27 protein-coding genes are annotated in these 26,341 nt (G+C 68.8%); 7 read left to right on the top strand and 20 right to left on the bottom strand.

Annotated elements, in window-relative coordinates; translation table 11 throughout:
- Positions 1–213: 213 nt before the first annotated feature.
- The 3 genes from WD250_11545 to WD250_11535 all read left to right on the top strand — a co-directional run bounded on the left by WD250_11545 (position 214) and on the right by WD250_11535 (position 2,449).
- Positions 214–1,020, top strand: a complete 807-nt coding sequence (locus WD250_11545) for a site-specific integrase (GenBank protein MEX2620839.1) — start codon at positions 214–216, stop codon at positions 1,018–1,020.
- Between the two features lie 213 nt (positions 1,021–1,233).
- A complete protein-coding gene (locus tag WD250_11540; protein ID MEX2620838.1) occupies positions 1,234–1,989 on the top strand; it encodes a hypothetical protein in 756 nt (251 codons plus the stop codon).
- Positions 1,982–2,449, top strand: coding sequence for a type II toxin-antitoxin system VapC family toxin (locus WD250_11535; protein MEX2620837.1), 468 nt, complete (start codon positions 1,982–1,984; stop codon positions 2,447–2,449). Before WD250_11540 ends, WD250_11535 begins: the two co-directional genes overlap by 8 nt.
- 1,349 nt (positions 2,450–3,798) lie before the next feature.
- Here the strand turns inward: WD250_11535 and WD250_11530 are convergent.
- The 7 genes from WD250_11530 to WD250_11500 all read right to left on the bottom strand — a co-directional run bounded on the left by WD250_11530 (position 3,799) and on the right by WD250_11500 (position 6,734).
- Positions 3,799–4,038, bottom strand: a complete 240-nt coding sequence (locus WD250_11530; protein ID MEX2620836.1) for a zf-HC2 domain-containing protein — start codon at positions 4,036–4,038, stop codon at positions 3,799–3,801.
- The gene (locus WD250_11525) at positions 4,025–4,558 is read right to left on the bottom strand and encodes an RNA polymerase sigma factor (GenBank protein MEX2620835.1); all 534 of its coding nucleotides are present in this window, start codon (positions 4,556–4,558) and stop codon (positions 4,025–4,027) included. Before WD250_11525 ends, WD250_11530 begins: the two co-directional genes overlap by 14 nt.
- A 9-nt stretch (positions 4,559–4,567) precedes the next feature.
- Positions 4,568–5,230, bottom strand: a complete 663-nt coding sequence (locus tag WD250_11520) for a hypothetical protein (GenBank protein MEX2620834.1) — start codon at positions 5,228–5,230, stop codon at positions 4,568–4,570.
- Positions 5,231–5,325: 95 nt separating this feature from the next.
- Positions 5,326–5,520 carry a hypothetical protein gene (locus WD250_11515; GenBank protein ID MEX2620833.1) on the bottom strand — a complete coding sequence of 65 codons (195 nt, stop codon included), beginning with the start codon at positions 5,518–5,520 and terminating at the stop codon, positions 5,326–5,328.
- Positions 5,521–5,706: 186 nt separating this feature from the next.
- Entirely contained in the window at positions 5,707–5,862 is a 156-nt protein-coding gene (locus tag WD250_11510; protein MEX2620832.1) for a hypothetical protein, read from the bottom strand.
- Positions 5,863–5,902: 40 nt separating this feature from the next.
- The gene (locus WD250_11505) at positions 5,903–6,421 is read right to left on the bottom strand and encodes a redoxin domain-containing protein (protein ID MEX2620831.1); all 519 of its coding nucleotides are present in this window, start codon (positions 6,419–6,421) and stop codon (positions 5,903–5,905) included.
- A 97-nt stretch (positions 6,422–6,518) separates the two neighbouring features.
- On the bottom strand, positions 6,519–6,734 hold the full coding sequence (locus tag WD250_11500; GenBank protein ID MEX2620830.1) for a DUF2892 domain-containing protein: 216 nt from the start codon (positions 6,732–6,734) through the stop codon (positions 6,519–6,521).
- 130 nt (positions 6,735–6,864) lie between these two features.
- On the opposite strand from WD250_11500, the gene WD250_11495 reads away from it, so the two are divergent.
- Complete coding sequence (locus WD250_11495; protein ID MEX2620829.1) at positions 6,865–7,191, top strand: hypothetical protein; 327 nt, start codon at positions 6,865–6,867, stop codon at positions 7,189–7,191.
- 71 nt (positions 7,192–7,262) lie between these two features.
- On the opposite strand, the gene WD250_11490 is transcribed toward WD250_11495, so the two are convergent.
- The 7 genes from WD250_11490 to WD250_11460 form a co-directional block, all read right to left on the bottom strand.
- Positions 7,263–8,228, bottom strand: a complete 966-nt coding sequence (locus WD250_11490) for a class I SAM-dependent methyltransferase (protein MEX2620828.1) — start codon at positions 8,226–8,228, stop codon at positions 7,263–7,265.
- A complete protein-coding gene (locus WD250_11485) occupies positions 8,225–8,830 on the bottom strand; it encodes an FmdE family protein (protein MEX2620827.1) in 606 nt (201 codons plus the stop codon). Before WD250_11485 ends, WD250_11490 begins: the two co-directional genes overlap by 4 nt.
- 123 nt (positions 8,831–8,953) lie before the next feature.
- Positions 8,954–10,648, bottom strand: a complete 1,695-nt coding sequence (locus WD250_11480; GenBank protein MEX2620826.1) for an ABC transporter substrate-binding protein — start codon at positions 10,646–10,648, stop codon at positions 8,954–8,956.
- A 47-nt stretch (positions 10,649–10,695) separates the two neighbouring features.
- Entirely contained in the window at positions 10,696–12,357 is a 1,662-nt protein-coding gene (locus tag WD250_11475) for an ABC transporter substrate-binding protein (protein MEX2620825.1), read from the bottom strand.
- A 7-nt stretch (positions 12,358–12,364) separates the two neighbouring features.
- Positions 12,365–14,179 carry an ABC transporter ATP-binding protein gene (locus WD250_11470; GenBank protein MEX2620824.1) on the bottom strand — a complete coding sequence of 605 codons (1,815 nt, stop codon included), beginning with the start codon at positions 14,177–14,179 and terminating at the stop codon, positions 12,365–12,367.
- Entirely contained in the window at positions 14,176–14,991 is an 816-nt protein-coding gene (locus WD250_11465; protein ID MEX2620823.1) for an ABC transporter permease, read from the bottom strand. The genes WD250_11470 and WD250_11465 overlap by 4 nt, the downstream gene beginning before the upstream one ends.
- Positions 14,992–15,080: 89 nt before the next feature.
- Positions 15,081–16,013, bottom strand: coding sequence for an ABC transporter permease (locus tag WD250_11460; GenBank protein MEX2620822.1), 933 nt, complete (start codon positions 16,011–16,013; stop codon positions 15,081–15,083).
- 671 nt (positions 16,014–16,684) lie between these two features.
- Between WD250_11460 and WD250_11455 the strand changes: the two genes are divergently transcribed.
- Positions 16,685–18,568 (top strand): ABC transporter substrate-binding protein, encoded by a 1,884-nt coding sequence (locus WD250_11455; GenBank protein ID MEX2620821.1) that lies wholly within the window; start codon positions 16,685–16,687, stop codon positions 18,566–18,568.
- 256 nt (positions 18,569–18,824) lie between these two features.
- Here WD250_11455 and WD250_11450 read toward each other — a convergent pair whose 3' ends face one another.
- From WD250_11450 to WD250_11425, 6 genes are all read right to left on the bottom strand, one after another.
- Positions 18,825–19,214, bottom strand: a complete 390-nt coding sequence (locus WD250_11450) for a DUF302 domain-containing protein (GenBank protein ID MEX2620820.1) — start codon at positions 19,212–19,214, stop codon at positions 18,825–18,827.
- On the bottom strand, positions 19,211–20,608 hold the full coding sequence (locus WD250_11445) for an MBL fold metallo-hydrolase (protein ID MEX2620819.1): 1,398 nt from the start codon (positions 20,606–20,608) through the stop codon (positions 19,211–19,213). Before WD250_11445 ends, WD250_11450 begins: the two co-directional genes overlap by 4 nt.
- A complete protein-coding gene (locus WD250_11440; protein MEX2620818.1) occupies positions 20,608–20,949 on the bottom strand; it encodes a rhodanese-like domain-containing protein in 342 nt (113 codons plus the stop codon). Before WD250_11440 ends, WD250_11445 begins: the two co-directional genes overlap by 1 nt.
- Positions 20,950–20,969: 20 nt before the next feature.
- Complete coding sequence (locus tag WD250_11435) at positions 20,970–21,740, bottom strand: sulfite exporter TauE/SafE family protein (protein ID MEX2620817.1); 771 nt, start codon at positions 21,738–21,740, stop codon at positions 20,970–20,972.
- Between the two features lies 1 nt (position 21,741).
- The gene (locus tag WD250_11430) at positions 21,742–22,023 is read right to left on the bottom strand and encodes a metal-sensitive transcriptional regulator (GenBank protein MEX2620816.1); all 282 of its coding nucleotides are present in this window, start codon (positions 22,021–22,023) and stop codon (positions 21,742–21,744) included.
- A 1,016-nt stretch (positions 22,024–23,039) separates the two neighbouring features.
- Positions 23,040–23,297 (bottom strand): hypothetical protein, encoded by a 258-nt coding sequence (locus WD250_11425; GenBank protein ID MEX2620815.1) that lies wholly within the window; start codon positions 23,295–23,297, stop codon positions 23,040–23,042.
- 2,221 nt (positions 23,298–25,518) lie between these two features.
- Here WD250_11425 and WD250_11420 point away from each other — a divergent pair.
- Together WD250_11420 and WD250_11415 are read left to right on the top strand one after the other, a co-directional pair.
- Positions 25,519–25,881, top strand: a complete 363-nt coding sequence (locus tag WD250_11420) for a type II toxin-antitoxin system RelE/ParE family toxin (protein ID MEX2620814.1) — start codon at positions 25,519–25,521, stop codon at positions 25,879–25,881.
- A gap of 17 nt (positions 25,882–25,898) precedes the next feature.
- Positions 25,899–26,255 carry a helix-turn-helix domain-containing protein gene (locus WD250_11415; protein MEX2620813.1) on the top strand — a complete coding sequence of 119 codons (357 nt, stop codon included), beginning with the start codon at positions 25,899–25,901 and terminating at the stop codon, positions 26,253–26,255.
- Positions 26,256–26,341 lie beyond the last annotated feature (86 nt).

The raw sequence follows: 26,341 nt of genomic DNA, 5'->3' as shown, positions 1-26,341 counted from the left end.
GCGGCACGGTCTACAAGCGCTGCACGAAGTGCGGCAACCGCGTCAAGGAGCGCACTTGCGGCAAGTGCGGGCTCGCCGGCAGGTTCAAGTGGGCCTTCCCTCGGCGACCTGAACGCAGCCCACTTCAACCGGCTCTACGCCGACCTGCTGCGGGACGGCCGTGTCCACAAACCCGGCGGGCTGTCGCCCACCTCGGTTCGGCGCATCCACGCGATGATCCGCAAGGCGCTCAACGACGCGGTCCGCTGGGGGCTGCTCACCCGCAACGTCGCGCTGCTCGCCGACCCGCCACCCATGAGGGTCGTCAAGGCCGCCCGCCGGCGGGGCATGCAGACGTGGAGCCCCTCGGAGTTGCGGGAGTTCCTCGACAGCACCCGGGGGTACGAGCTGCACACCCTGTGGTGCGTCCTCGCGGCCACCGGGATGCGCCGCTCGGAGATCCTCGGCGTGCGCTGGAGCGAGGTGGACCTGGCGGCCGCCACCCTGACGGTCCGACAGACCATCGTGGCCACCGCCGAGGGCTTCCGGCCCCAGGACGAGCAGAAGTCCGAAGGCTCGGCGCGCACCATCCACCTCGACCGCCGCAGCGTCGCTCAGCTGCGGGCGCACCGGGCCGCGCAGAACGAGGGCAAGCTCGCGCTCGGGTCCGCGTGGCAGGACCACAACCTCGTGTTCCCGCGCGCGAACGGCAGCTGGTGGAACCCGCCGGCCATCTCCCTGGCCTTCCGCCGCGCCGTCAAGCGCGCCGGCGTGCGGCCCATCCGGCTGCAGGACGTCCGGCACACCCACGCCTCGCTACTGCTGGCCGCTGGCATCAACCCGAAGGTGGTCTCCGAGCGCCTTGGACACAGCTCGGTCGCCTTCACACTGGACACCTACGCCCACGTCATGCCCGGCTGTGGGATCGGCGGATACCACAAGGTTGGACGTCGACCCACGTGGCGGTGTCCGGTGCTCCCTCGCGGGCCACGGAGCGTAATGACGCCCTTGGCAGCCGGATCCCGGTCCAACCCGGCATAGACCGCACTCGCGAGGCACGAGATGGGGCGTAGGGTTTGAACCTTCTCGGCTGCCCATCCCGAGCGATAGCCCCCGCTTCGGGCGGCCGCGCTCCAGAGTCGGGACTCCGGGTCTGCGCAAACCGGGCTGGGATGTCGCACCCTTCGCCGATGATGCGAAGTAGTGGCCGTCGGAGGGGTTCCGCGCTCTACGCTGGTGCAAGGAGGTGAGGACGTGCTGACGTTCGTCATCAACGGTGACTCCCACCAAGTGACCGCCGAGCAGTTCCGCATCCTTGTGGATGTTGCCGTGCGCATCATGACAGACGCGTCCCGGGACGCTGGGGTGGAGTTCACCATCGAAGGGCTCCACGCTTCTGCACCGACGATCGTGTGGGATCCGCAGGCCAAGCAGGCTGATACCGACGTCGATGAGGCGTTCCTGGAGGTGGCGCACCGGATAGAGGTCGGGGTCGCAATGCTGGAGCAGGACGACGGCGTGCCGGAGTGGATGGCACGTGCCACGGCCACTGCCCTTTATCAGGCTGCGTCCTGGTTCGGGGAAACGGCGATCGACGGCGTGTCCTTTCGCGCCGACGGGAAGGCTCGAACGCTCACACGACAGACCTACCGGACACTCGACCGTGTTCTCCACGAGGAGACGGACGCGATCGGATCCGTGACCGGCACGCTCATCACGGCCACCCTTCGCAAGGGTGCTCACGTGACGGTGGAGGATGAGACCTACGGACGGGGCGTGGAGTGTTACGTCGGAAAGCCACTGTTGCGGGAGGCGAGCCAGCTGATCGGCGACCGTGTGACCGTCGTTGGGCGTATCCGACGTGACTACCTCGGCCGCCCGGTGCGCATAGGCAACGCGCGAGTGGAGGCTGCGCCGGAACCGCGACGCGTCAGCGTCGCCGAGATGGGCGGTGCGCTTCAGGGCGGACCGGACTCCGTTGAGTGGTTACGGGATCAGCGCGGTGGCTGAGCGGCCGTCCCGCGGGGTCGTCGACGCGAGCGTCCTCATCGCACACCTCAACCGTGAAGTGCGGCGCTATGAGAAGTCGCGTGAGCTACTACTCGACGCAGAGGAAGCCCGTGTAGAGCTGTGGGCTCCGATGGTCATCCAGGTCGAGGTCACCCGCTGGTCACAGGAGGTTGACCGGAGCGACGCTGACGCGCGTGCCAAGCTGGATGCCTTCCTCGACAGCGACTGGCTCCGGCTCGTCGAGGTCGACCGACGTATGGCGAAGATCGCTCGTGACGTGGTCGCCACGACGCCGGTCAGGACCGGCGTCGACGCGTTGTACGTCGCTACGGCGGTAATGGTCGATGCGCGTGCGGTCTTCACATGGGACGCCCGTCTCCAGGCCGTCGAGTACGAGACCGTCAAGGGCACCGAGCCACCGGGCGCGGCAGCTCCGCGTCTGGACCTGGATCGCTCATGACGAATCGCTAGCGTCACCCTGCCGCATCGCTTGCAGGGCCAGGCCCCGGGCGCAAAACCCAGAACCGCCGATTTCCTGTGGCGTCTCAGCTCAGTCACATGGAAGGTGATCCCACCGAGGGTGCCCGGCTCTCATGCCGGGTCCGGAGCGTGACGGCGCAATCAACAACTCGACGGCGGCACAACCCGGCAAGGGCCGCCCGGAGGCGATGATGCCGCGGCCCGAGTTCCTGTCCGAGGATGCTGCAGGGTTCGAGAATCCCGGCCTTGCCGCCGAGCAGTCACCATCCCCGGGCGCTCAACAGCCTTCGTAGTTCGGCGGATCCTCGAAGGTTGAGGACGTCCCAGCTACCCTTGAGGAGCAGCCGATATCGGAAGGTACATCGACTGTCGCTGGATCGGTGGGTGCCCGGCACCCTGCCTGAGCCCACTCGTTGCCCGACGCGATGTTCGCGCGTGGAGTCGTATGCATCCGCGTGCCATCGGCGTCGTCCTGCCCTCGAACATTGCCCTGGGAGTGCTCGGCAGTTACGCCGCCACTAGGCGTTGTGGGCATCCCGGCAACGATGCTCCGCGTCAGGTAGGCCGACTCCGAAGCGTCGCCTTCGGCGCGATCGTCGCGCCGGGCGGGTAGCCTCCACGGCGCTGACCCCACGGGAACAGAGCGCGCGACGAAGGCAGGAAAACAAGTTGGCACTAGATCAGATCACACAGGCTTTTGTCGATGAATTCCTCGAACAGGCGGGGATGCTCTCGATCGACGCACCCAGTGATTTCGAACGCTTCGTTACTCACGTAGTCGTCAGTCCACAGATTGAGTCGGCGGTCGACTACCAACATGTCGTGACGGGCTCAGGCAACGATACCGGGCTTGACTCAATCTCGATAATCGTCAATGGGATGCGCGCTCTGCGGCCGTCGAGGCCGTCAGGCCGTCGAGCCCGGCGGTGGGGTCCACCGTATGGTGCGGCCTGTCGTTTCCCATGTAGCGCGACCTATGGGGCGGCCTGTTCCTTGCCGTGTGGTGCGCCGTATGGTGGCCCACGTGTCACACCACCACGTGCGACCCAGCCCACACCAACCACCAACCACCAACCGTATAACTACTCGAACGTTATTCCGTGACGGCTCCTTACTCAGATGACCCCCTGTGCCAGGCACACACCCCGGCACCACCCCAGCGCGCCCGCAGACCCGACAACGCCGCCCGCGACGACACCAAAGCGCTGATCGATCGCCGCCAACGCCATGGATCACCACCCACAGCCCCTTCAGCTCGCACGAACCGACCCTGAACAACCTCAACACCGGCGAACACGAGCCCGAAGCCCCGACTCGCTTATTTGAGGCCTAGTGGTCGCCGCTGGACAGCTCCGCCACCACGGCGGCGCGGAGGCGCTTGCGGGCCTCCGGATCGAGGACGTCACGCGCGGCACCCGGCGCCGCGTCGAGCAGCCCCCGCACGTCGGCGAGCACCAGCTCGCAGTTGGGACACGTCGCGAGGTGCGCGAGCGCGGCTTGCTCCTCGGCTGCTGACAGGTCGCCCTCCAGCAGGTCGGTCAGACGGTCGGCCATCTCATCGCAGCGCACGGCGGTCCTCCTCGTCCAGCAGCTCCCGCAGCCGCAGCCGCGCACGGTGCACCCGCATCTTCGCGGTTGACAGGCCCACGTCGAGGACCGCGGCGACCTCGGTCATGGGCACGCCCTGGACGTCCCGCAGCACGAAGGCCGGTCGCAGGGTCGGGGGCAACGTGTCGATCGCCGCCCGCAGGCGGAGCGCCAGCTGGCGGCGCTCCACCTCCCGATCCGGACGGTCCGGGGCCTCACGTTCGGGCAGCAGCGCGGGATCGGTCGGGATGTCGCGCCGCTCACGCAGCACCGTGAGGCACTCGTGGTAGGCGATGCGGTAGATCCACGAGCGGGCCTTCGACGCATCCCGAAGCTGATGTCCGCGGGTGAAGGCGCGCACGAAGGTTCGCTGCACCACGTCCTCGCCGTCAGCGGTGTTCCAGAGCATGCGGCGCGCGAGCGTGAACACCCCGTCTGCATGGGCGTCGAACAGCGCCACCACCCATGCGATCGACGTGCCATGCCCGCGCGCCGCGGTCACTCGTGGACCCTACCGCTGCGGGGCAGCTGCATGATCATCGGAGGTCGGGCGCAGCTCCCCAGCCGGCTGCCGGTCGGCGAGCGCGGCGTCCGCCAGCTCCTGGTCAGGAGCCCACAGCTGCCAGCTGGCTCCCAGGAGCCCCAGGCGCTGCAACCCGATGGACTCGGTGAGACGCTCATCCATCGTGCACGGTCGCAGCCCGTGGCGGGCGAGTGCGCCCGCCACCACGCGGCCGAGCCCCAGGGCCTCCGGGTCGTCGTCGGCGCGGACGAGCTGGACGCGCTCGCCCAGCCCCACCAGCACCGGCCACCAGCCGTCCAGGTACAGGGCTCCGTTCTCGACGTTGAGGCGCCCCCCGTCGGGTTCGCTGCCGGTGAGGTATGCGTCCAGGGACGTGGCGAGCGCGTCCCGTGCCTCACCACCCTGCTCGGCGGTCGCCGTGTCAGCACCTGCCGCAAGGTCCCAGCCGCCAAGCCCCAGCAGCCCGTCCGGCTGCTCGTCCGACAGCCGGCAGAGATCCTCGATGAACTCCTGGATGTCGCCCATGCGGTCTCGGCACTCGTCGTGCACTCGGAAGGGAAACTCGCAGGAACCGACGCGTAGCGCCGGCTGTTCGGCTGGGACCGGATGTCCACAGACCTCGCACTGCATGTCGGCCTTCTGCTCGCTCATCGTTCGTCCTCTCGGCAGTAGAGCAGTAGAGATGTACCTCCTCTATTAGGACGACGGGAACGGGCACGGATCGGTCACATCGCGGGTGTGGCGATCTAGAGTTCCCGGAGGATCTCGTCGGCCTCGGCCTCGCTCCTGCCCTCTGCGAGCAGCCGCTCGCGCAGGAAGTCGTGGAGCTCCTTCTCGGTGGGTTCGTGGTCGCCGAAGTGCTCGTCTGCCGCCTTCATGACGTCGAGCATCCTGTCGTGAACGGCCTGCCAGGCTGCGTCGCGGGACGCGGGATCGGCCATCGAAGTGCTCCTCCGTGTGGTTCCCTCATGCTCGGGCCGCAGCCGAGAAGGCGCACCATAGCGCTGACGCTTCCCCGCTGGCGACCTACCCTCAGTACCATCGGGCAGAACTACAGTGACGGTATTGCGTTAGCGCTCCGTGGCGGGCTCCAGTAGGGTCAGGGGTGGCGGACGGCGTTGGTGATGTTAGGTCACGAGGCGTTCGCGCATGAAGGGGTCGTCGTCGTGTTTGACTTCGGCGGTGATGCGGGTACCGGACAGTTCGGCGGTGCCGACGACGAACGCGTCGCCGGTGCGGTCGAAGGCGATGTCGCTGCCCTGGTCGCTTTCTTCGGTGACCACGACGCGGTAGCGGGCGCCGGTCGTGGTGCGACGCGGGGGTTCACGGCGATGGGCCGCAGACGGCGGCCAGGTCCAGTTGCGGTGGCAGGTCGCCGGTGCGACGGATGTCGGCGAGGACGTCGATGGGGTGGGCGTGTTGTTGGATGGCGGTGAGGCGGATGCGGTCATCCGGGTCGATCACGAACACGGAGCGGACCGTGGAGGCGTCGCCCTCGCCGGGGTGGATCATGTCGTACAACTCGGCGACGGTGCGGTCCGGGTCGGCAATGATGGGGAAGTTGAGGTCGGTGCCGCCGACCTCGCCGATGTGGGGGGCCCAGCCGGGGTGGTCCTCGATGGGTTCCACCGACAGGGCGATGAGCTTGACGTCGCGAGCCGCGAAGTCGGGGCTGCGGCGGGCCGCGGTCCCCAGCTCGGTCGTGCACACCGGCGTGTAGTCGGCGGGGTGGCTGAACAGGACGGCCCAGCTGCCGGACTTCCAGTCGAGGAAATCGATCGTGCCGTCGGTGGTCTCGGCGGTGAAGTTCGGGGCCGTGTCGCCCAGGCGCAGGTGTGCCATGCTGTCTCCGCCTCGGCCAACGGCTGCTCGTTCAGGTCCACCGTTTCGATCGCCGAATTCGTCGCGGGTCGGGCGGTGGCGGCTCCTCTGACAGCAGTTATTCCTGCGCGTCGCGGCCACGGAAGGGTGCGCGCAGCAGCGGGGCGATGAGGCAAACGTTGGCCGCTCCGGCGTAGATCGGCACCAACCCAACAAGCGCCAGGACGATCCCGCCCGCGCCACCCGTCGTGAGCCCGATGGCCACCAGCGCGATGCCGGCGACGATGCGCAGGCCGCGCCCGAGCGGGCCGGCCATGAAACGTGCGAAACCCATGACGATCTCCTTGGTCCTATAGGTTGGGTGAGGCCGTCTGCGCGGCCTTCCTAGATAGGGATGCATCTCGACCCCTGAAGGTCACATGAGTCGTGCGGACAGCGCACATCGCGAACATCCTGCGGGCGTCGTGCCTGATGACGTGCGCGGTCAGCGCCGCCTGGATGTCGCGGGTGGACAGGCCGCGCACCCACCCCGAGATCGCCAGCGCCTCCAACGCGTTGGTGCGCGTCACACCCTTGCCCAGCAGACGACCCCGACGGGCTCGTCGTCCACCCTGCTGCGCTCCAAGGGCGACCAGGAGGCCAAGGGCCGGCTGGTCGGGGTGCGCTACGCCCCCAGCGAGGACCTGTGCGCGGTGCGAGTCGTCCGCGCTTGGATGCACACCGCCGCCATCTCGGAGGGACCGGTGTTCGCGATGTCGACCGCCACGGTCGCCTTGCCGTCGCTGCGCTGACCGGCAAGTCGATCGCCCGGATGATCAAACGCCGCGCGCTGCCCGCGACCGGCGGTTGCTGCCCCTTGAAGTCACCGAGCGGCGGTGAGGAGGGAGGTGCCGTATTCGAGGTCCACCACCTCCGGTGCATCGAACCCTGCGGCGGTCAGCCACCGCTGGTAGTCGTCAAGGCCGTGGGTGTCCCCGCCGCCGGCTACGAGCATCTGCACTGCGAACAGCGGAGCGATCGGCCGGCGGCCGCGAAGGAAGGTGACGACGGCCACGCCGCCATTTGGAGCGGTGACGGCGTCGAGTTTCTTGAACAGCTCGGCGTTGGCGTCGGGTCTTAGGGTGTGGGTGAACCCGGCGGCAAGGACGAGATCGAAGGGACCTGAGGCAAGCCCCTCGAAGGCGTCGCCCGGCACCAGGGTCACCGACGTGTTGCGAAGGCTGCCCCAGGTGGAGACGATCTCGATCACCTCCGGCAGGTCCTGCAAGGTGACGTCAAGCCCGCGGCGGGCGAACTCCAGCCCGTACTCGCCGTGTCCGCCGGCCAGGTCGAGGACTCGTCGTGTGTCCGCGAAGCGTTGCAGGCAGTGGTCGGCGACCTCGGGCGCGCGGTGCCTGGCCGTGACGGCGAGCGCCTGCAGCCAGCGGGCACGCTCGGCGGCGGTCCGCTCGTCACCACCGGCGGACCGTTGCGTTCCGGCCAGCCGGTCAGGAAGCGCGCTGCTCCACGACCGCAGCACGCGCGCGTGATGCTGCACCGTGGCCGCGGCGGCGTCGTCGGGTGCTGCGGGACCGAGGTGGTACCGCTCCCCGTTGCGCTCCACGACGCCGAACTCACGTAGCGCATCAAGGACGATGCGCACGGCGTGGTCGGACAACCCCAGCCGTGACGCGGCCTCGGCGGCGCTCGCAGGAAGGGCAGCGAGCAGCCCGGTGGCCAGCGCAGCGTCGGTGAGGACGACTGTGCGCCAATCTCTCACCTCCCCGGGCAGTGCGAGGAAACCCTCACGGGAGGGGTCGGCGGACCGAGAAGGTTGCACGCCGGTCATCGGGTCCCCTGGTCAGCCTCGAAGCAAGGTGTGCAGAGCGGGCGCCCCTCCAGCAGCCGGATACGGGTCTCCATGGTCCGCTCGTCACAGCGTGCGCACTGCACGGACGCGTGGATGCGCGCTCGTGCGGGCGGCTCGGCGTCGACCGGCTGAACGTCGAACAGCTCGTCGGGGTCCAGCCCGAGCAAGGCACGGGCCTGCGCCTGGTGCAGCTCGGCAAAGCGCTCGCGGTCGGCGTCGGTCGCCTCGCCCGCGCTGATCTTCGCGCGCAACTCCTGGTGTTCGGGGTCGCATTGCCTTGCGTCCGGCCGACCCGCTATCCGGATGGCCTTGCCGTCCGAGCGACGGAAGAACGTGTAGGCGTTCTTGCCCCAGTCGCGGTGGATGAGGTTGCCCTTGCCGAAGGTGCAGCCGGTGAGGACCTGGATGGCGTCAGTGCCGCACATGTCCGTCTCGACGACAGCGACGACCTCCTCGTCCTTCGAATGGGGGCCGATGTCGCGCAGGGCGATGGCGGCGGCCTGCATCCCCATGGTGAGGCCGGGGCAGAGGTGGCCGTGGAAGGCCACGGTGCGGTCGAGGGTCTGTTCGTCAACGGTCATGTCGGGGCCCTTCAGTCGTTGGCACCGGCCTCCTGCGCCGGTGATGTGCTGATCCTGTACTTGTTCCTGCCGCCACCGCAGGGCGGGCGGGCGGGCGGGTGAGGCGTAGGCGTTCCAACACCGTCAGGAAGACGCCTGATCGGGCAGGCCGGTCTCCTGGCCGGTGACGAACATGTGCTTGTTGCGGCTGCCACGGCAGGGACTGCAACCGGGCGTGTAGTACCACCCGTCGAAGGTCGCCTCGTCGTAGAACAGGTACCGAGTGGGCACGTACGTCGACAGCACCGGCAAGTCCTCGGCGATCTCGCGTTGCAGGTCGGCCACGATCTCGCGCCGCTCGGCGGGATCGGTGGCGGTCAGCTGCGCCTCGGCGAGCTCGTCGACCTCGTCGTCGGCGTAACCGTGGACCGTGGAGTGTCCCCGCGGCGGTGCCTCTGCGTGGTAGCGCTGGCGCAGCGTGTCGGGATCGGACATGAGCCCGCCATAGCCGTGCAGGGCCATGGTGTAGTTGCCTTCGGCGCCGGCCTCGTCGGCGGCAGATCGGTCGAGAATCTTCACCTCGACGTCGAGGCCGACTTCCTCGAGGTACTCGGAGACGAGCTGGGGGCCATCCGGGGTGAAGCGGGCGCTGGCCAACAGCTCGATCTGGAACGACTCTTCGCCGGGCAGCTCTCGTGTGCCGTCGCCGTCGGTGTCCTCGATGCCCAATCCGTCGAGCAGCTCACGGGCCCGGTCCGGGCCGTCATCGTAGCGTGGCAGATCTCCGGGGTTGAGCTCGTGCTCGGGCGCCAGGCCACCGCTGCTGCCGGGCAGCCCGCGACCGAACACCAAGCGGTCGACCATGTCTTGCTGATCGACGGCATGGGCCACCGCGTGGCGGAAGTCGACCTCGTCGTAGGGGAAGCCTTCGTTGAGGTTGAAGTGCAGCGCGAGGGTCCAGTCGGCGAAGCCGTCGACCCGTCCGAACTGGGCATCGAAGGCGTCGTACTGCTCGTCGGGCAGCGGTTCACGAGCGATCTCGGCAACATCGAGCTCGCCCCGTTCCAGTGCCAGGAGCTCGTCCTCGACCGACACGAACTCGACTCGTTGCACGTGGGGCTCGCCGAGGAAGAAGTCGTCGTTGGCCTCGAAGAGGTAGTTCCCGGCCGCCTCGTCGTACTCGGCCAGCCGGTAGGGCCCGGAGCCGACGAAGGCGTCGTCCTCGAGGTACTGCTGTGGATCGTCGACGTCCGCCCAGATGTGCTCGGGCAGGATCATCATGCTGCCGGCGACGTCTGACTCGAACGCGGCGTACGGCTCGGGAAGCATGAACGTCACGGTGCGTTCGTCCTCGGCGACGACGTCGTCGACGACCTCGAGAGCCCCGCCACGGCCAGAATCGGCCGCGGCACCCTCCGTGTAGTAGTCGAACGAGAAGGCCACGTCGCCGGCCGTCAGGGGCTCACCGTCCTGCCATGCGATGTCGTCGTGCAGGGTGAACGTCCACTGTGTGCCGTCGTCGTTGGCCTCCCAGTCCTCGGCCAGCCACGGCCCGAACTCGCCCGAGGCGTCCCACCACAGCAGCGTGTCGAACTGATAGCCGGCGAGGATGCGCCCGGGTCCGCGTACCCACGCGAACGGCGTGGGTTGGCCGTAGTCACCGCCCGCCAACCGGAGTCGTTCGACCCGCTCGTCGTCGCCTGCTGCCGGGTCCGCCTCGTCGCTCCGGTCGGCCGGTTCGCCCTGGTCGGCGGTGGTGCCGCAGGCGGCGACGACCAGGGCCCCTACCACGAGGGTCAGCAGCAACAGCAGGGGTCTCGTGGTGATGGCAGGACGCATCGGTTGCTCCTTTGCGTGTGCGGGACGTGGCGGGTCGGCGTGGCGGGTCACTCGCCGGTGACGAACGTGTACTTGTTCTTCGTGGCCCCGCAGGGCGTGCACGTTGGCGTGTAGGCCCACGCGTCGAACACGGACTCGTCGTAGAAGGTCAGCCGGTCGGGCACGTACAGCGACAAAAGAGGGAGGTCCTCGGCCAGGATGTGCATCATCTCGGCGACGACCTCCCGGCGCTCCTGCTCGTCGACGATGCCCCGCTGCTGTTCGGCCAGCTCGTCGAATCGCTCGTCGGCGTAGCCGTGCACCGTCGACTGTCCGCTGGACTCCGCCTCGGAGTGGAACCGGGTCCGCAGTCGGTCGACGTCGCTGCCCAGGCCGCCGTAGCCGTGCAGCATCATCGTGTAGTTGCCTTCGTGGCCGGCTTCGTCGGCGCTGGCACGGTCGAGCATCGTCACCTGCGTGTCGAGACCGGCCTCCCCGAGGTATTCGGCCACCAGCTGCGGGTCGCGGGCCCCGAAGCGCTGGCTGGACTTCAGATCGATCTGGAACGCCTCGCCGTCGGGCAACTCACGCACGCCGTCGCCGTCAGCGTCCTCGATGCCCAGCCCGTCGAGCAACTCGCCGGCACGCTCGAGGTCGTGCTCGTAGGCGGGGAGGTCGTCGGGCGTGAACGGGTGGTCGGGGGCCATGGCGCCCGTGCTTCCCGGTGCGCCACGGCCGAACAGCAGCCGGTCGACCATGTCCTGGCGATCGATCGCGTAGGCCACGGCGTGACGGAAGTCGACCTCGTCGTAGGGGAAGCCGGCGTCGAGGTTGAAGTGCAGCGCATGGTTCCACTCGCCCGAGGCCTCGACCAGCCCGAACTGGGACGCGAACGACTCGAACTGCTCGTCGGGCAAGGGCTCGCGGGAGACGCCGGCGGCGTGCAGCTCGCCGCGCTCGAGGGCCAGCAGCTCGTCCTCGATCTCGGGAAGGAACTCGAGCCGCTGCACGTGGGGCTCGCCGAGGAAGAAGTCATCGTTGGCCTCGTACAGGTAGCTGCCCGCGGAGGCGTCGAACTCGACGAGCTCGTAGGGACCCGAGCCCACGAACGCGTCCTCTTCGAGGTAGCGCTGTGGGTCCTCCACGTCTGCCCAGATGTGCTCGGGGAGGACGAACATCCCCCACAGGCCGGCGACGTTGTCCTCGAAACCGGCGTAGGGCTCCGACAACCGGAAGACCACCTCGCGGTCGCCCTCCGCAACGACCTCATCGACGATGTCGAGGTCGCGGGTGGAGATGCCCGGCGGGCCGGCCGTCAGGTAGTCGAAGCTGAAGACGACGTCATCGACGGTCAGCGGTTCGCCGTCGTGCCACTCGACGTCCTCGCGCAAGGTGAACGTCCATTCGGTGCCGTCCTCGTTGGACTCCCAGTCCTCGGCCAGCCAGGGGATCGTCTCCCCGTCGGGGTTCATCCACAGCAGCGTGTCGAACATCAACCCGGTCTGGATCAGGCCGGGTCCCCGCACGTACGCGAACGGGGTGGGAGGACCGTAGTCGCCGCCGGCCAAGCGCAGCCGTTCGAGACGCTCGGTGGCGCCGTCGTCGCCGGACTCGTCGTCGGCGGGGGTGTCGGCCTGGTCGGGGGTGTCGGCTGTGGGGCTGCAGGCCGCCAACAGGACCAAGCAGCTGGCGAGCAGCAGGGACGCGAGGAGGTTGCGGGTGGTGATCATCAGGTGGTTACTCCGTTTTCGTGGTGGAACGGTCGGGCTCGGGGACGTGGCCGCGGTGGCCGTTGCCGGCCACGTCGAGCGCACTGAGGAGCGGGGCGCCGCTGGCGGCGACCAGTCGCTGGGTCTGTGGGTGCTGCGGCGCGACCAGGATCTGGGTGCTGTTCGCCTCTTCCACGATGCGGCCCTGGTCGAGCACGACGACGCGGTCGGCGACGCGCAGGACCACGGCGATGTCGTGGGAGATGAAGATCATGGCCATGCCGCGTTCGACCTGCAGGCTCTTGAGCAGCTGCAACAACTTGGTCTGCTCGGAGGGGTCGAGCATGCTGACCGACTCGTCGGCGATGAGCAGCTTGGGCTCCAGCACGAGCGCCCGCGCCAGCGCCACACGCTGCAACTGGCCGCCGGACAGCTCGTGGGTGTGGCGTTTGAGGAACGATGGGTCCGGGCGGAGCCGGGCCTCGACCAGTGCGCTGGCGACCGCCTCGTCGCGACCCGTGGGTTCGCCGATGTCCTGGATGTCCAGCGGCTCGCGGACGGCTTGGCGCACAGTGAGGCGTGACGACATGGCCTCGTATGGGTCTTGGAAGAGCATCTGGGCGCTGCGGCGCACGTCCTTCAGCGCATCGCCGTGGGCGGCGAGCACATCGCGGCCCTGCAGGTGCACGCTGCCGGCGTCGGGCTCGACCAGGCGCACCAGCAGGAGACCCAAGGTCGACTTGCCGGCGCCGGTGCCCCCGATGCAGCCCAGCACTTCCCCCTCGTGCACGTCGAGGTCGACGTTGTCCACGGCGGTGACGGTCTCGCGGCGCACGACCCCGGTACGCACCTGGTAGGTCTTGCGCAGCCCGCGGGCGGTCAGCACCGGGACCAGCCCACCGCGCACGCACGACACCAGCCGTGTGCCGTCCTCGCCCTCGGGAGCCACCAGCGGCGGGCGACCGGGTTCGTGGCACTCAGCGACGTCTTGGGTGCAGCGGTCAGCGAACGGGCAGCCGACCGCGACCACGGTCGGGTCCGGGGGATCGCCGCGGATGCCGCGCAGGTCCTTGACGGTGCCCAGCGACGGGTAGGCGTTGAGCAGGCCCCAGGTGTAGGGGTGACGCGGGTTGTCAAGGACTTGCTCAGCGGGTCCGAGCTCGGCGAGCCAGCCGCGGTAGAGCACGGCGACGCGGTCGGCCAGCCCGCGGAGCGCGTCGACGTCGTGGGTGAACACCACCAGTGTCCGCCCGGCCTGGCGCAGGCCGACGAGCAGCTGCAGCACCTCGTGGCGGCGCAGCACGTCGAGCCCGGCGGTGGGTTCGTCCAGGAGCACGACGTCGGGGTCGCAGCCCAGGGCGGTGGCCAGCAGCGACAGGCGGCGCTGGCCGCCCGACAGCTGGCTGGGATAGCGCGACACCGCCCACTCGCCCAGGCCGACCTCGGTCAGCAGCTCGCCGGCGCGCTGGGTCGCGGCGTGTCTGCTCATGCCCAGATGGACCTGGAGCGGCTCGGCGACTTGGTCCCCGACGCTCAGGACCGGGTTGAGCGCCGCGGTGGACTGGAACACCAGGGACAGGCGGCGCCAGCGGACCTCGTTCCAGCCGTCCTCGTCGAGGTCGGTCAGGCTCGTGTCGCCTAACCACGCATGGCCCTCGACCTGCGCCTCCGGCACCAGGCCCAGCAACGCCCTGGCCAGGGTCGACTTGCCGGAGCCGGACTCGCCGAGCACGCCGACGCACTCACCGGCCGGCACCGTCAGATCCAACCGGTCCACGGCCCGCACAGGTGGCGGGCCCGGATACGTCGCCTGGAGACCGTCGATGGTCAACGCCGTGGTCACGACTTCCCCCCTACGATGTGGCGGCCCAGACGGGGGTTGATGCGCTGCTCCAAGCCCACCCCGAGGAACGTGATGCCCAGCAGGAGCACCGTGATCGCCGCCAACGGCGGGATGAGCCACCACACCCACGCGGTGGTATAGAAAACCCCGGAGAACTCCAGGGAGTCGCGCATGATCTGGCCCCAGCTGGCGCGGCTGGGGTCGCCCAGACCGAGAAAGGCGAGCCCCGCTTCCAGCATCACCGCCCGCCCGGCAGATGAGACCAGACCCGCGACGAGGATCAGGCCCACCTCCGGCAGGAGATGGCGGCGCAGCACGTAGGCGGTCTCGGCCCCGAAGCCCATCGCCGCCTTGACGTGCGAACGCCGTCGCAGCGACAGCACCTGCGAGCGCACGACGCGGGCCGAGCTCGGCCAGAACGTCAGCGCGATCGCCGCCGAGATCACCCCGATGGACGGCCCCGCATAGGCGCCCAGCACAATCAGCAGCGGCAGGCGGGGGATAGCCAGCACGAAGTCCACGACGCGCATCGCGGCGGCGTCGACGAAGCCGCCGAGCCATCCAGCGAGCATGCCGACCAGCGCGCCGATGATCACCGTGCCCCCACCGGCCAACGCGGCCACCGTCAGCGAGACCCGCGCGCCAGAGACGAGCTGGCTGGCGAGGTCTTGGCCCACGCCGTTGGTCCCCAGCACATGGGTCCCGCTCGGGGACTGCAGCGGCTGGCCGATCAGCTCGGTCGGTCGGTAGGGGGCAGCCCATCCGCCGAAGACCGCCACGGCCACCACCGTGCCCACCACCGCTACCCCCACCCAGCCGATCGGGGGCAGCGCGCCACCCACCCGATGCAGGCGGCTCGCTGCCCGAGCCCGTGCCGTGGCCGGCGACACCGCAGCGCCGCTCACTGGGCTCCCACCCGGGGATCGAGACGTCGATACACGAGCTCGATCAGGAAATTGGCGACCAGCACGGTGACCGCCAACGCGAGAAACACCGCTTCCAGCACGGGATAGTCACGGGCTTCCACCGCATCCAGGATCAGCACGCCCATGCCCGGGTAGGCAAAGACCGACTCGACGAAGATCGAGCCGCCCACGGCCGTGCCCACCTGCAAGGCCATCACCGTCAGGAACGGCAGCAGCGCATTGCGGCCCACGTGATGGAACTGCTGCCGGCGCAGCGGCAGGCCCTTGGCTCGGGCCAACTGCATGTAGTCCTCGCCCAGCGCCGAGATCGCGGTGTTGCGCACCAGCAGGAACTTGGTGCCGACCAGCGACAACGTCAGGGCCAGCAGCGGCAGCGCGAGGTGGAAGGCGATGTCGCTGACCTGGCTCCAGAGGGACTCGTACTCGGCGAAGGGGGTGTAGGCACCGAACAGCGGGAACAGCGGCACGAGCACCGCCAAGGTGATCAACAGCAGGGCTGCCAGCGCGTATTCCGGCACCCCCCGCAGCCCCGTCAACGCCACCAGCACCACGCGGTCGGGCAGGCGGCCGCGGTTCCAGGCCGCCACGATCCCCGCCCCGTAACTGACCGACGCCGACAGGCCCAAGGCCAGCCCCACCAGCAACAGCGTCCACGGCAGGTGCCCGGCGATCAAGCCGGCGACGGGGGTGTTGCGTGCCACTGACCAGCCGAGATCGCCGGTGGCGAGGCTGCCCACGTAGTGCAGATACTGCTCGTGCAACGGGCCGTCCAGGCCGTAGTAGCTCAGGACGCGCTGCCGGACCTCGGGGTCGGTGATGAAGTAGCCCGCATCCGGATCCTCCAGCGCGGACAGGGGGTCGCCGGGCATGGCCCGGGGCAGGAGGAACACCATCGTCACGATGGCCATGAGCGTGATCGCATACAGCCCGGCCAGGCGCAGGGTGGCGCCGCGCCGTCCGGGCGCAGGCGGCGCCTCGGCGGCCCCCGTGGCCGCTCCCGCGGAGCCCGGCCCGTCCGCCGGCGGTCCAGCGTCATCAGGCGATGGGGCCGACGCCTGCGGCAGGCCACCAGTTCCGCCCCTTTGCTTCATCTGGCTGACCACAACTTCGCTTCCGGCCATAAGTGCGCGCACATGCTCGGCAGCCGGCCACACGCGAGGTCAAAAGGCGACAGGAGAGGGCTGCCGCCGGTGGCGATGCCCCTCAGGTAGGTCACACACTGCTCCGGCGGGCTGGGTAGGTTTGGATCGCTGATGCTCATGAAGAAGCCCACGTCGCGGTGCGCCAGTGGCCACAGCGAGTCATCCGGCATGATGCGGGGAGGCGCGACTATCGTCGCCGCGCCGGCGGCCCGCGTGATCGCGTACAAGCCGACGGTGCGGTCCGCGACCCCGCGCTGCACGCGCGACCGAGCGGTCGCCGGGTCGGTCGGCGACTGCTGGAGGACGGGATCATCGGCTGGAACCGAGGGGGTGTGTAGGCGTTGCAGGGAACGCTCCGATCGGCAAGGAGAACTGGGGATGTGGGTCACACCAACCAGCGACAACCATGCCACTTGAAGTAGGCTTCAAGTCAATACATGTGTGCTGCATCTAGTGATCTGCTGACCATCGGCGAGGTTGCCGCAATCGCCGATGTAGCTGCCTCGACCCTGCGCTACTACGAGCGTGTGGGTCTTCTCCCCCCGCCCGGCAGGCAGAGCGGGCGGCGACGATACGACCCGACGGTGATACAGCGTCTCGCGGTCATCGACGTGGCCAAGCGCGCGGGTTTCACCCTCGACGAGATCCGCGACCTGCTCGCCGACTTCGACGCCGCCCTGCCCTCCTCAGAGCGGTGGCGGGAGATGGCGGCGCGTAAGCTGCCCGAGGTCCAAGCGCTCCTCCACGACGTGGAGCGCATGCGTCGCTTGCTGACCGACGGCATGTGGAGCGTTCGGCTGGCGGGTCGACCCTGGGGCTATCCCTCACCGTTCGCGCCTCCGCGCGGTCCACTGCGCGCCATGTCCAGCCTGTTGTTCGACACGCTGCTCTGGAAGTACCCGTCCGGCGTGACACAGCCGTGGCTGGCCCACTCGATGGAGGCGTCACCCGACGGTCTCCAGCGGCGCTTTGTCCTCCATGACAACGCGCGCTTTCACGACGGGCAGCCGCTGACGGCCCACGACGTGGTGTTCACGTTTGGCTATCTGCAGGAACGTGCGGGGACCGCTGCTGCTCATGACGTGGCCGACCCGGGAGCGCTATCCGCCATCGAGACCGTGCACGCGGACGCCCGCCACGCCGTCCGCTTTCGTCTGTCCCGGCCCTACGCGGCCTTTGACGAGCTCGTGGCCGGTCGGGTGCCGGTCCTGCCGGCGCACGTCTGGGCAGAGGTCGCGGACCCGCTTGCCCTTCGGGGTCCCGAGGCGGTGCTCGGGTCGGGGCCGTTCGTGTTTGAGTCCGGCGACGGCGACCGCGGTCACTACCGTTACCGGGCCAACGAGCGGTTCTTCCTCGGGCCCCCGCAGCTGCGGCAGGTCGAGTTCACACCGGTCGACGACCAGCTCGTCGCCCTCGACCAGGGCCTCATCGACGCGGTCGTCCTCGTCTCCGACAGCGGGCGGCCGACCGCCGAGCAGCTCGCGGAGCTCCACGCGTCACCGCGACACGTGGTGCGCCGCCGGCCCGGCGAGTGGACGCGAGCGCTACATTTCGACCTACGCCCCGGTTCGCCCTTCGCGGATCGGCGGGTCCGGCAGGCTCTCGCCCACGGGATCGACCGTGACGCGATGGTGCGCCGGCTCCTCGACGGTCTCGGAAAGCCCGCCAGCCTCGGCGGCCTCGCACCCACACATCCCCTCGCGGCCTCCGGCCTGGCACCCCACGGCATCGACCGGACACGGGCAGGCGCCCTGCTCGACGCCGCAGGATTGACAAGGCCACCTGGCGCGGGGACCCGCCTGCACCGCGCCGGGCCGTGGCGTCCGAAAGTGCTTACCGAAGAAGCCGACCCCGGAGCCGCGGAACTCGTGCGCGACGACCTCCAGCGACTGGGCGTGGACGCGGAGGTCGTGCGCCTCCCCCGTCAGGACTGCGACGCGGCCCTGACCACCGGCCGCTACGAGCTCGCGCTCGCCGGCTACGGCGGCCTTGGAAGCGACCCCGACGTGCTGCGGCTACGGTTGTCCGCACGGGTCGCCGCGGCCAACCGCACACGCGTCCACGGCTACGACAGCCCGCAGTTCGAGGCCCTCGCGGAGGAGCAAAGCGTGGCCTGCGATCCCAAGCGGCGGGCTGTGCTGGTTGGCGAACTCCAGCAGCTTATCGCCACGGACCTGCCGACACTGCCGCTCTACGTGCCCGACCAGCTCACCATCTCGCCGGCCAAGCAGATCTTCACCGCCTGGCACCCGACACCAGGCGGCGTATGGGCCGGCGGTCCCCTGAACAAGGCGACGTTCGTGACCGGCGGCCCTCGCTGACCTCCGGTCTCATCAACGCGTCTAGTCCACGCTGGCCCCAAGCACCGGACGGGAAAGGTAGACCGCGATTGGCAGGCGCAGTGCCCAGGTGTTCGCAGGCCGCTCAGCAGGAAGGGCAGCACGATGGACCTCACCGGTGCACTCGTCACGATCGCGACACTGGGCTGGTCTGCGCCCTTCCGGCCCCCAGGCGTCGACAGCGCGAACTGTGACCGTGGGCGCCGCCACGCCGTCGTCAGGGGCGGTCCCGGACGGGTCAGGCGGAGAGATCGGCGAGGGCAGCGTTGATGCGCTCCGCGGCGGCGTCGGCCACGGGCTGCAGTTCCGCGCGGTCGGGGACGGTGACCATCACCTGCGGATCGAGGGCCTCGACGACCGTGCCCTGCGCGGTGCCCCTCACGACGACGGTGCACGGAAGCAGCAGACCGATGGATCGGTCGACGCCGAGTGCCCGGTGGGCGAGCTGGGGGTTGCAGACGCCCAGGATGGTGTAGGCCTCCATGTCCTCGCCCAGCTTTTCAGCCAGGGTCGCCTGGACGTCGATCTCGGTCAGGGTGCCGAAGCCGTGTGTCTGGAACACGGCCTTGACCTTCTCGACGGCGTCGTCGACGGGCAGGTCGAGGATGATCTTGTTGCCGTAGCTCACGGGTTCTCCTTGGGGTCGATGGTGGGCAGGTGGGCGGTCGTCCAGGCGCTCATGCCACCGAGGACGTTGACGACGTCACGGCCGGTGCGGGCGATGATGCTCGCCGCCACCGAAGAGCGGTAGCCGCTGCCGCAGATCACGGCGAGCGGCCCCTCGGGAACCTCGTCAAATCGCGCGGGCAGCTCCGCCCCGGTGATGAAGACGGCCCCCTCGATGTGGCCAGCAGCCCATTCGGCGGGCTGGCGCACGTCAAGGACGCCGATGTCGCCGAGCCGGCCCGCAAGCTCATGCACACTGACCTGAGGGAGTCGCGCGAGGTTCCTTGCGGCAGTTCGCCAGGCGAACATCCCCCCGGCCAGCCAACCCGCGGGAGGCGGATAGCCGATGCGCAGCAAGTGCCAGGTCACCTCGGGCAGCTGGTCCGGGCTGTCGAGCACGAGCAGGGTGCGCGCCCCTCCAGGCAGGGCCGTGCCGGCCCAAGTCGGGAACGACGAGCCGAGCCCAGCGTTGATCGCTTCGGGGATGTGTCCCCCACCGAACGCCTCGGGCTGGCGGATGTCGAGGATCACGGCGTCGGGCGCTTCGGCCGCCTCCGCGAAAGCGGCCGGCATAAGCGCTGGCGGTTCGGGCAACACGCCGAGCAGGGCGACACCTGCGAGGTTCTGGGCGCGCATGCGCCGCCAGTACGGCGGGACGGCGGGGAGGTTGTCCAGGCGGATGCACTCGCGGACGAACTCCTCCTTGCCGTCGACCTCGGCCAGGATCGCATTCGTGCGGCGCTCGTAGCCGATGGTGGTCGACAGGCGGCTGCCGATATTCCCACCGCACAAGGAGCCGGCCACGTGGGTGGGCCAGACCTCGACGTGGTCGGGCAGCGGGAGGATCTTCGACTGGATGGTGTGGCAGAAGGACCGGGCGGCCTCGCGTGCCTCCTCGTCGCCGCCGAGCAGGTCGGGCCGGGCCAGGTCGCCCACGAGGAGCGCGCCGCCCGACAGCAGCAACGCCGGTTCATGGCCCTGCTGATGGTCGTACACGAGCAGGCTGAGGTGCTCGGGCGTATGGCCGGGAGTGTGCAGCACACGGACGGCGACAGCACCGAGCTCGACCGTCTCGCCATCTTTCACGGGGCGGTGGTCGTAGCCCAGCCGGCCCTCGCCCGACCCGAGGATCACCGCATCGGTGCGTGCGGACACCTCGACCAATCCCGACAGGTAGTCGTTGTGCCCGTGGCTGTCCAGCGCATGGGAGATGCGCAGACCTTGCATCCGGGCCGTGTCCAGGTAGCCGTCGATGTCGCGGCGGGGGTCGAGCAGGAGCGCCTGCCCGGTTGCTTCGTCACCCACCAGGTAGGAGGCGTGGCCGAGCGCTTCGAGGTGGAACTGGCGGAAGAACATCAGATGACCCGCCCCTGGCCCCCGACCGCGGTAGCCAGCGGCAGACCGCCGCGTGCCCAGGCCCGCAGACCTCCGTCGAGGTTGGTGATGTCGTAGCCCTGCTTGGCCAGCAGCGCCGTGACCTGACCGCTGCGCTGGCCGCTGCGGCAGACCGCCACGATCGGTCGGTCCCCGTCCAGCTCGTGCAGGCGGTTCCCGATCGTGCCCATCGGGATGTGGCGGGAACCAGCGATGTGGCCGGCACGCCATTCGTCGGCCTCCCGAACGTCGATGATGTCCACCCCTTCGCGTTCGCTCAACGCCTGCGGCGTCATGGATCTCGTCGCGCGCTTGCCGATCATCGTTCCTCCTGTCGGTCGGGTCATCCGATCGGTGGACCGTCGGTCATGGTGAGCCTGAGCAGAATCGCGGCCGCGATGCCGCACACGAGCACGCCGAACCAGCGGGTGAGGCGCCGGTCGTCAGCGGCCCGCGACAGTCGGCTTCCCGCCAGGGCGGCGAGAACCCCACCGGCGGTGAACGACGCCGCGGTGGCGAGGTCGATGGTGGACTGACCGAGATGGGCGACCAGGCCCGCGACCGAGTTCACGACGATGACGACGAGGGAGGTGGCGATCGCTGCCTTCATCGGCAGCCCGAGGATCAGCACGAGTGCGGGGACGATGACGAACCCGCCTCCCACGCCGAAGAGGCCCGTCAGGAAACCGACGACGACGCCGGCCGCTCCGACGCTGAACATCCGGCCCGAGCTGAGCGGGTGCGCACGCGACTCCGTCGGCGGCCCGGCCCCGCGCAGCATGTGCACACCCACCACGCCCATCAGGACGGCGAAGCCAGCCAGGAGGGCAGTTTCCGGGAGGCGGTGGTTGAGCCAGGACCCCGCGAACGCGGTCGCGATGCCAGCACCCCCGAAGACCGCGGCAACCGCCCAGCGGATGTCGCCGGTGCGCAGCTTGGGGACGGCACCCGCGGCCGCGGAGACGCCGACCACCAGCAGGGAGGTCGGCACGGCCTGGGCCATCGGCTGGTGCAGCCCGTACACCAGAGCCGGCACGGCGAGGATGGATCCACCGCCGCCGAGGACGCCGAGCACGCCCCCCACACCCACTCCGAGCACCACTGCCACCAACATGTCAAGCGAGCTTGAGGAAAAGCCGCTCGAGCTCGTCGGCGTTGTATCCCGCCTTCTTCGCCGCCTGCTCGTCCGCCGCGCAGTGCCGCAACCCCGTCGCCAACAGCTTGAACCCGACCTGGTCGAGCGCCCGCGAGGCGGCCGAGATCTGTGTGATCACGTCCCGACACTCGCGTTCGGCCTCCACCATCCGCGCAATGCCGGCGACCTGCCCCTCGATGCGGCGCAGACGCCTGATCGCGTCGGTGAGAACATCCTCCGGCAGTTCCATCTCCTGCTCCATCTCCCGGTGGCCTCCCACGGATCTCTGTACCGTACCCCCTAGGGTATCATGGACGCACCTTGTGCCGCTACGAAGAGCGTCGTCTCGTGCCTTCTGCGGCTGGCCAGGGAGGGAATGGTGCGGCGAGGATCTTCTATGCAGCGCTACCGGGGGGCCCTATCACCGCGACAGGACAAGCGGAGTGGTGCAGGACCTGGACTGGATCAGCGAACCGAGGGCAGACCGTGGAAACCGCCGCGTCCACGGGAACCGGCTGCGAGGATGACGGCACGTCGGGAGTCCCTTCTGAACGCGGGTCCCTCACGAGCCCCCAAGCCGCCAGAAGGGAAGGCTTCTGCCATACTGGCGCTCGAGGCCGCGGACATCCGCCGGACCACAAGGTTGGCCGCAGGACTCGCACCCTTCCGTGCTGTCGCCGGTCCTTACCTTACGGAGCGTGCAGACGGCGTCCGGCGCTCCCCCTCAGTCCATCCCGGCAAGGTCTGCAGTCCCGCCGGGCTCTGGGAGACATTGGACCCTACTTGGGGGACATCGCACCTGCGGCTCGTGGCAGTCACTCACCCGCGGGTTCGCCGGTTCCACACCTTTCGGAGTTGAACGGGCTCTGAACGTCCTTTGCGCCAAGGTGATGGAGCACCTCGACGCACGGGGCGTGTCACGACATCTGAGGAAGCGCGTACTCGAAGGTCATCGCTGGTTGCGTGCTGCACGCACGTCGCCAAGCAAGGCAGGAAGATCGCTGCGACTTTCTTCCCAGACCCGCAGGGGTCGTCGCTCGGACGGGGTCTGGTGGGCCAGGACGTTCCGGAACTCGTACAGGGCGCTCCATGGATCGACGCCGCCGCTGATGTCGGCGCTGCGTCGCTAGCGCTCCGCGGCGTTTCCTGCCAGGAACCACAGCCGGTCGATGCTCAGTTGCCCGACGGTGTCCTGCTGTCACGCCTGCTGCTCAGTGGGCAACAAGCCGGCGATCTGCTGGAGTACGTCCTCGATCTCGGTGAGGAGGGCACCTTCGCTCACAGGGGCCGCGCGCCTTCGATACCGCCGCCGTCGTCGGTGACGACGTGGACGTAGGCGCCTGTGATCACCCGCGCGCGACCCACCAGGTCGATGACCTGCCGGTAGCCCGGTTCGGTCGCATGCACGACAAGGGCGTTGTCTTCGCGCAGGCGCACACCCGTGACGCCGGCCTGGTGCGCGGCGTCGCGAAGGGCCTGCGCATGTGCCCGGACCACCTCAGCTGAGGCGCGGTCCTCAGTCGTCGGCTTGCCCATGAGACTCATCGTATCGGGCTGTGACCAGACTGCGGCCTGGTTGAGAGATCAGTGGATGACGTGCGAGCGGACCCTTTCCCCTTGGAAGCTGTCAGACGATCATGACGGGAACCTCCCTGTCGGGCTGATGGAGCCCGGCAGGGTGCACGCCCCAACCCCCGTGTCGTCCGCCCTGCGACAACGCCCGTCCTCACCTGCGGTGACGCCGCCCTACCTCGGGATCCTCATCCCAGGTGTCGCCCAACAGGTTGGCGACCAGCCGGCGGGTCCGTGTCGCCGGGTGTCTGCTGTGATCAGTGTGTGATCATTCCGAGGGGGCAAGGCGCGCCCCCCACAGCCCCACACCGCCTCTGAGCAGGGCACTTGCGCCCGCAGGCGAGGGGAGGGGAATCGGGCGGTTTCGTTACGAGTCTGTTGAACACCGGCGGATCCGTGCAGCCTAATGCCAGAACCGGCCCTTGACCTGCGGTTTTGTGGAGCGGGTGAGGGGAATCGAACCCCCATTGCGAGCTTGGGAACCGTTACGCAGGGGTGCCGGGCCGTGGCAGGGGGTGGTGCCATATCCCCGCTGACCAGCGGTTTTGCTGACATCCAGTGCCATGGACGCCGGCTTCATTTCAGGCTGTGCCAGGGCGCTTGGAATCAGCGTGGAATCAGTGAGCGCCTCGAACGGGTGTCAGCGGCGCATGCCGGTGTTGGTGGACGGGGTAGGTGGCGCTGCAGGTGGGGGGGTTGTGACGAGACGGGTGTCTTCTACGGAGCGTGACTGACAGGGCTGTGGTCGGGGCGGGTGACGGCGAGGATGTCAAGGTCCTGAAACGGGTTGGCCCTCGCGACGCTGTCTGGGCGTCCGAAGGCCGTGGGCTGAGCGTTGGGACTTCTGGTCGTCGGTAGGTCGGTAGCCCCCCTCGCTTGGGGGGTGAGGGTATGGCGCACGGTCGCCGTGGCGGCGTCGAGGTCGAGGCCGGGCACTCGCTGACCGAGAAGTTCCGAGCGGCGTACGCCAGTGGTGGAGGCAAAGAACCACATGGAGTAGAGCTCGTGGTCCTCGGTGGCCGCGAGGAACTCGCACAGCTCGGCAGGGGTCCAGGTTTGCATGCTGCGCCGGCGCGATGCCTGCACGACCCGCAGGGGCGGAGGGTCAGCCAGCGGTACCGGGTTGCGGGTGATGAGCCCCCAGTGCACCGCGTCGTTGCACGCCTTGCGCAGGATCGCGTGGATCGGATCCGCAGCACCGTCGTTGGCGATAGACCTCCTTGTCTCCGGACTCGGCCCTCACGCAGGAGCTCGGTGTACAGGCGGTTGAGGTGAGCGGCGTTGAGATCTTGGAACTTGATGCTGCCGACCCTCGGAAGGATGTATTGCTCGAGGTTGCGCTTGCGGTCGTCCCAGGTCGAGCTTCAAGGTCGTCCAAGAGTCGGTAGAGCTGTCGGACGAGCAGCGCGACCGGATCGAGCAGTGGATCGACCGGATCGTTGACGCCCCGGACGCGGTTGTCGCCCTTGGGCGACTGGTCAGCGGACTTCCCGCATCCGGTGACCTCGACCGAATCCGGGAGCACGTCGAGCAAGACCGTAAAGAGTTCGTGTTCACGACCCTGCTGACCCCCAAGCGGCTCGGCTACGGCGCGATGCCGCACTTGGAGCCGATCAGCGACGAAGAACGCGTCGACGTGGACCTGGCCAGAATTGAGGAGTTGACCCTCCAAATGCAAGGGTCCCATCTCCAAGCAGGCGCTGTTCCGCGTCGGCGAGCGGTTGTCCCCGACCCCGGACGACTCACCTGGCCGAGGCACTGGCTGCCCTCCCCCGGCTCATGCCCTACACCCGGCGCCGCCAAGTCCCTCGCCAGGGCGCTGACGTACTACTGGAAGGAGGAGAACGAGGCGGCGGCGACGATTGCCCTGTTGTCGCGTGTTGAGACCGCCGCCCGGGCGCTGCTGACCGAACTCGGTGAGGCGTTGTTCGTCCCCCAGGCCGGCAGCCGCGCTGGCCAATGCCCAACCCTGGGATCCCTGCTCTCCCAAGTTGCGCGTGCGGGGTGTAGGGCGACAGCGACGGTCCGCGACGATCTCCGCGCTGGTCCTCATCGCGGCTGTGCATGCTGGCCTTCCTCGAAACCACACCGGCGCCAACCTCACAGGAGTAGCCGCCACCACGGCCTCACAGCTCATACTGGCCATTAGCTTGCACTGCTAGAAGCTATAGCTTATACTTCGGTTATGTGGGAGGTCGAGCACACCGACGAGTTCGAGGACTGGTGGATCGACCTCACACCAGAGCAACAAGAGGCCGTCGACGATCGAGTGATGCTGCTGGCCGAGCACGGGCCCGGCCTCAAGCGACCGGTGGTGGGCGACATCGAAGGTTCCGGGCACGCCAACATGAAGGAACTGCGAGCTTCAAAGGGCGGTGCGCTCCGGGTGTTGTTTGCCTTCGACCCTCGACGCCACGCCATCCTGCTGCTAGGCGGCGACAAGTCCGGCCAGTGGAACGAGTGGTACCGGTCGGCGATCCCCCAGGCTGATGACCTCTACGACATCCACCTCCAGGAGTTGCACGACAAAGGACTCATCGACGACTGACACGAAGGAGACGACCGATGCCTTCCGCCAAGAGCTACGGCCGCCTGCACGAGCAGGTTGCCGCCCGACCCGGCGCCGCCGCCCGGCTGGCCGCCCTGCGTGACGAGACCCTGACCGAGATCGGCCTGTACGAGCTTCGTAAGGCGCTGGAGCGGTCCCAAACGGAACTGGCCGTCGAACTCAACATCAGCCAGTCGGCGGTCTCCCAACTCGAGCGCGCCGACGACCTCAAAGTGTCGACGCTGCGAAACTACCTTGCTCACCTTGGCGCGCGACTCCAGCTCGTAGCCTTATTCGAGGAAGACGACGAGCAGCGCAGTGTGCCCATCCACATCGGCGGCCCAGCAGCCACCGAGCCCGAGTTTCCTGGATAGCTGTGCGCTGATTGGTGTTTGTGCTGGTCAGCAGGCTGTCGCAAAATGAACCAGGCGGGATGGGCGCTCACCCCACATGTTGTGCC

The sequence above is a fragment of the Egibacteraceae bacterium genome, assembly GCA_040905805.1.
Classification (GTDB): domain Bacteria; phylum Actinomycetota; class Nitriliruptoria; order Euzebyales; family Egibacteraceae; genus DATLGH01.
This window is presented reverse-complemented; position numbering and strand designations above follow the sequence as displayed.

Coding starts and splice junctions, on each gene's coding strand:
- WD250_11475 (MEX2620825.1), bottom strand. CDS start 12,357: ATGATCACCACCCGCAACCTCCTCGCGTCCCTGCTGCTCGCCAGCTGC.
- WD250_11415 (MEX2620813.1), top strand. CDS start 25,899: ATGCCTTCCGCCAAGAGCTACGGCCGCCTGCACGAGCAGGTTGCCGCC.
- WD250_11545 (MEX2620839.1), top strand. CDS start 214: ATGATCCGCAAGGCGCTCAACGACGCGGTCCGCTGGGGGCTGCTCACC.
- WD250_11515 (MEX2620833.1), bottom strand. CDS start 5,520: ATGGCCGATCCCGCGTCCCGCGACGCAGCCTGGCAGGCCGTTCACGAC.
- WD250_11445 (MEX2620819.1), bottom strand. CDS start 20,608: ATGTTCTTCCGCCAGTTCCACCTCGAAGCGCTCGGCCACGCCTCCTAC.
- WD250_11490 (MEX2620828.1), bottom strand. CDS start 8,228: ATGACCGGCGTGCAACCTTCTCGGTCCGCCGACCCCTCCCGTGAGGGT.
- WD250_11435 (MEX2620817.1), bottom strand. CDS start 21,740: ATGTTGGTGGCAGTGGTGCTCGGAGTGGGTGTGGGGGGCGTGCTCGGC.
- WD250_11505 (MEX2620831.1), bottom strand. CDS start 6,421: ATGGCACACCTGCGCCTGGGCGACACGGCCCCGAACTTCACCGCCGAG.
- WD250_11460 (MEX2620822.1), bottom strand. CDS start 16,013: ATGGCCATCGTGACGATGGTGTTCCTCCTGCCCCGGGCCATGCCCGGC.
- WD250_11425 (MEX2620815.1), bottom strand. CDS start 23,297: ATGGGCAAGCCGACGACTGAGGACCGCGCCTCAGCTGAGGTGGTCCGG.
- WD250_11455 (MEX2620821.1), top strand. CDS start 16,685: ATGTGTGCTGCATCTAGTGATCTGCTGACCATCGGCGAGGTTGCCGCA.
- WD250_11440 (MEX2620818.1), bottom strand. CDS start 20,949: ATGATCGGCAAGCGCGCGACGAGATCCATGACGCCGCAGGCGTTGAGC.
- WD250_11430 (MEX2620816.1), bottom strand. CDS start 22,023: ATGGAGCAGGAGATGGAACTGCCGGAGGATGTTCTCACCGACGCGATC.
- WD250_11480 (MEX2620826.1), bottom strand. CDS start 10,648: ATGCGTCCTGCCATCACCACGAGACCCCTGCTGTTGCTGCTGACCCTC.
- WD250_11485 (MEX2620827.1), bottom strand. CDS start 8,830: ATGACCGTTGACGAACAGACCCTCGACCGCACCGTGGCCTTCCACGGC.
- WD250_11500 (MEX2620830.1), bottom strand. CDS start 6,734: ATGGGTTTCGCACGTTTCATGGCCGGCCCGCTCGGGCGCGGCCTGCGC.
- WD250_11520 (MEX2620834.1), bottom strand. CDS start 5,230: ATGAGCGAGCAGAAGGCCGACATGCAGTGCGAGGTCTGTGGACATCCG.
- WD250_11420 (MEX2620814.1), top strand. CDS start 25,519: ATGTGGGAGGTCGAGCACACCGACGAGTTCGAGGACTGGTGGATCGAC.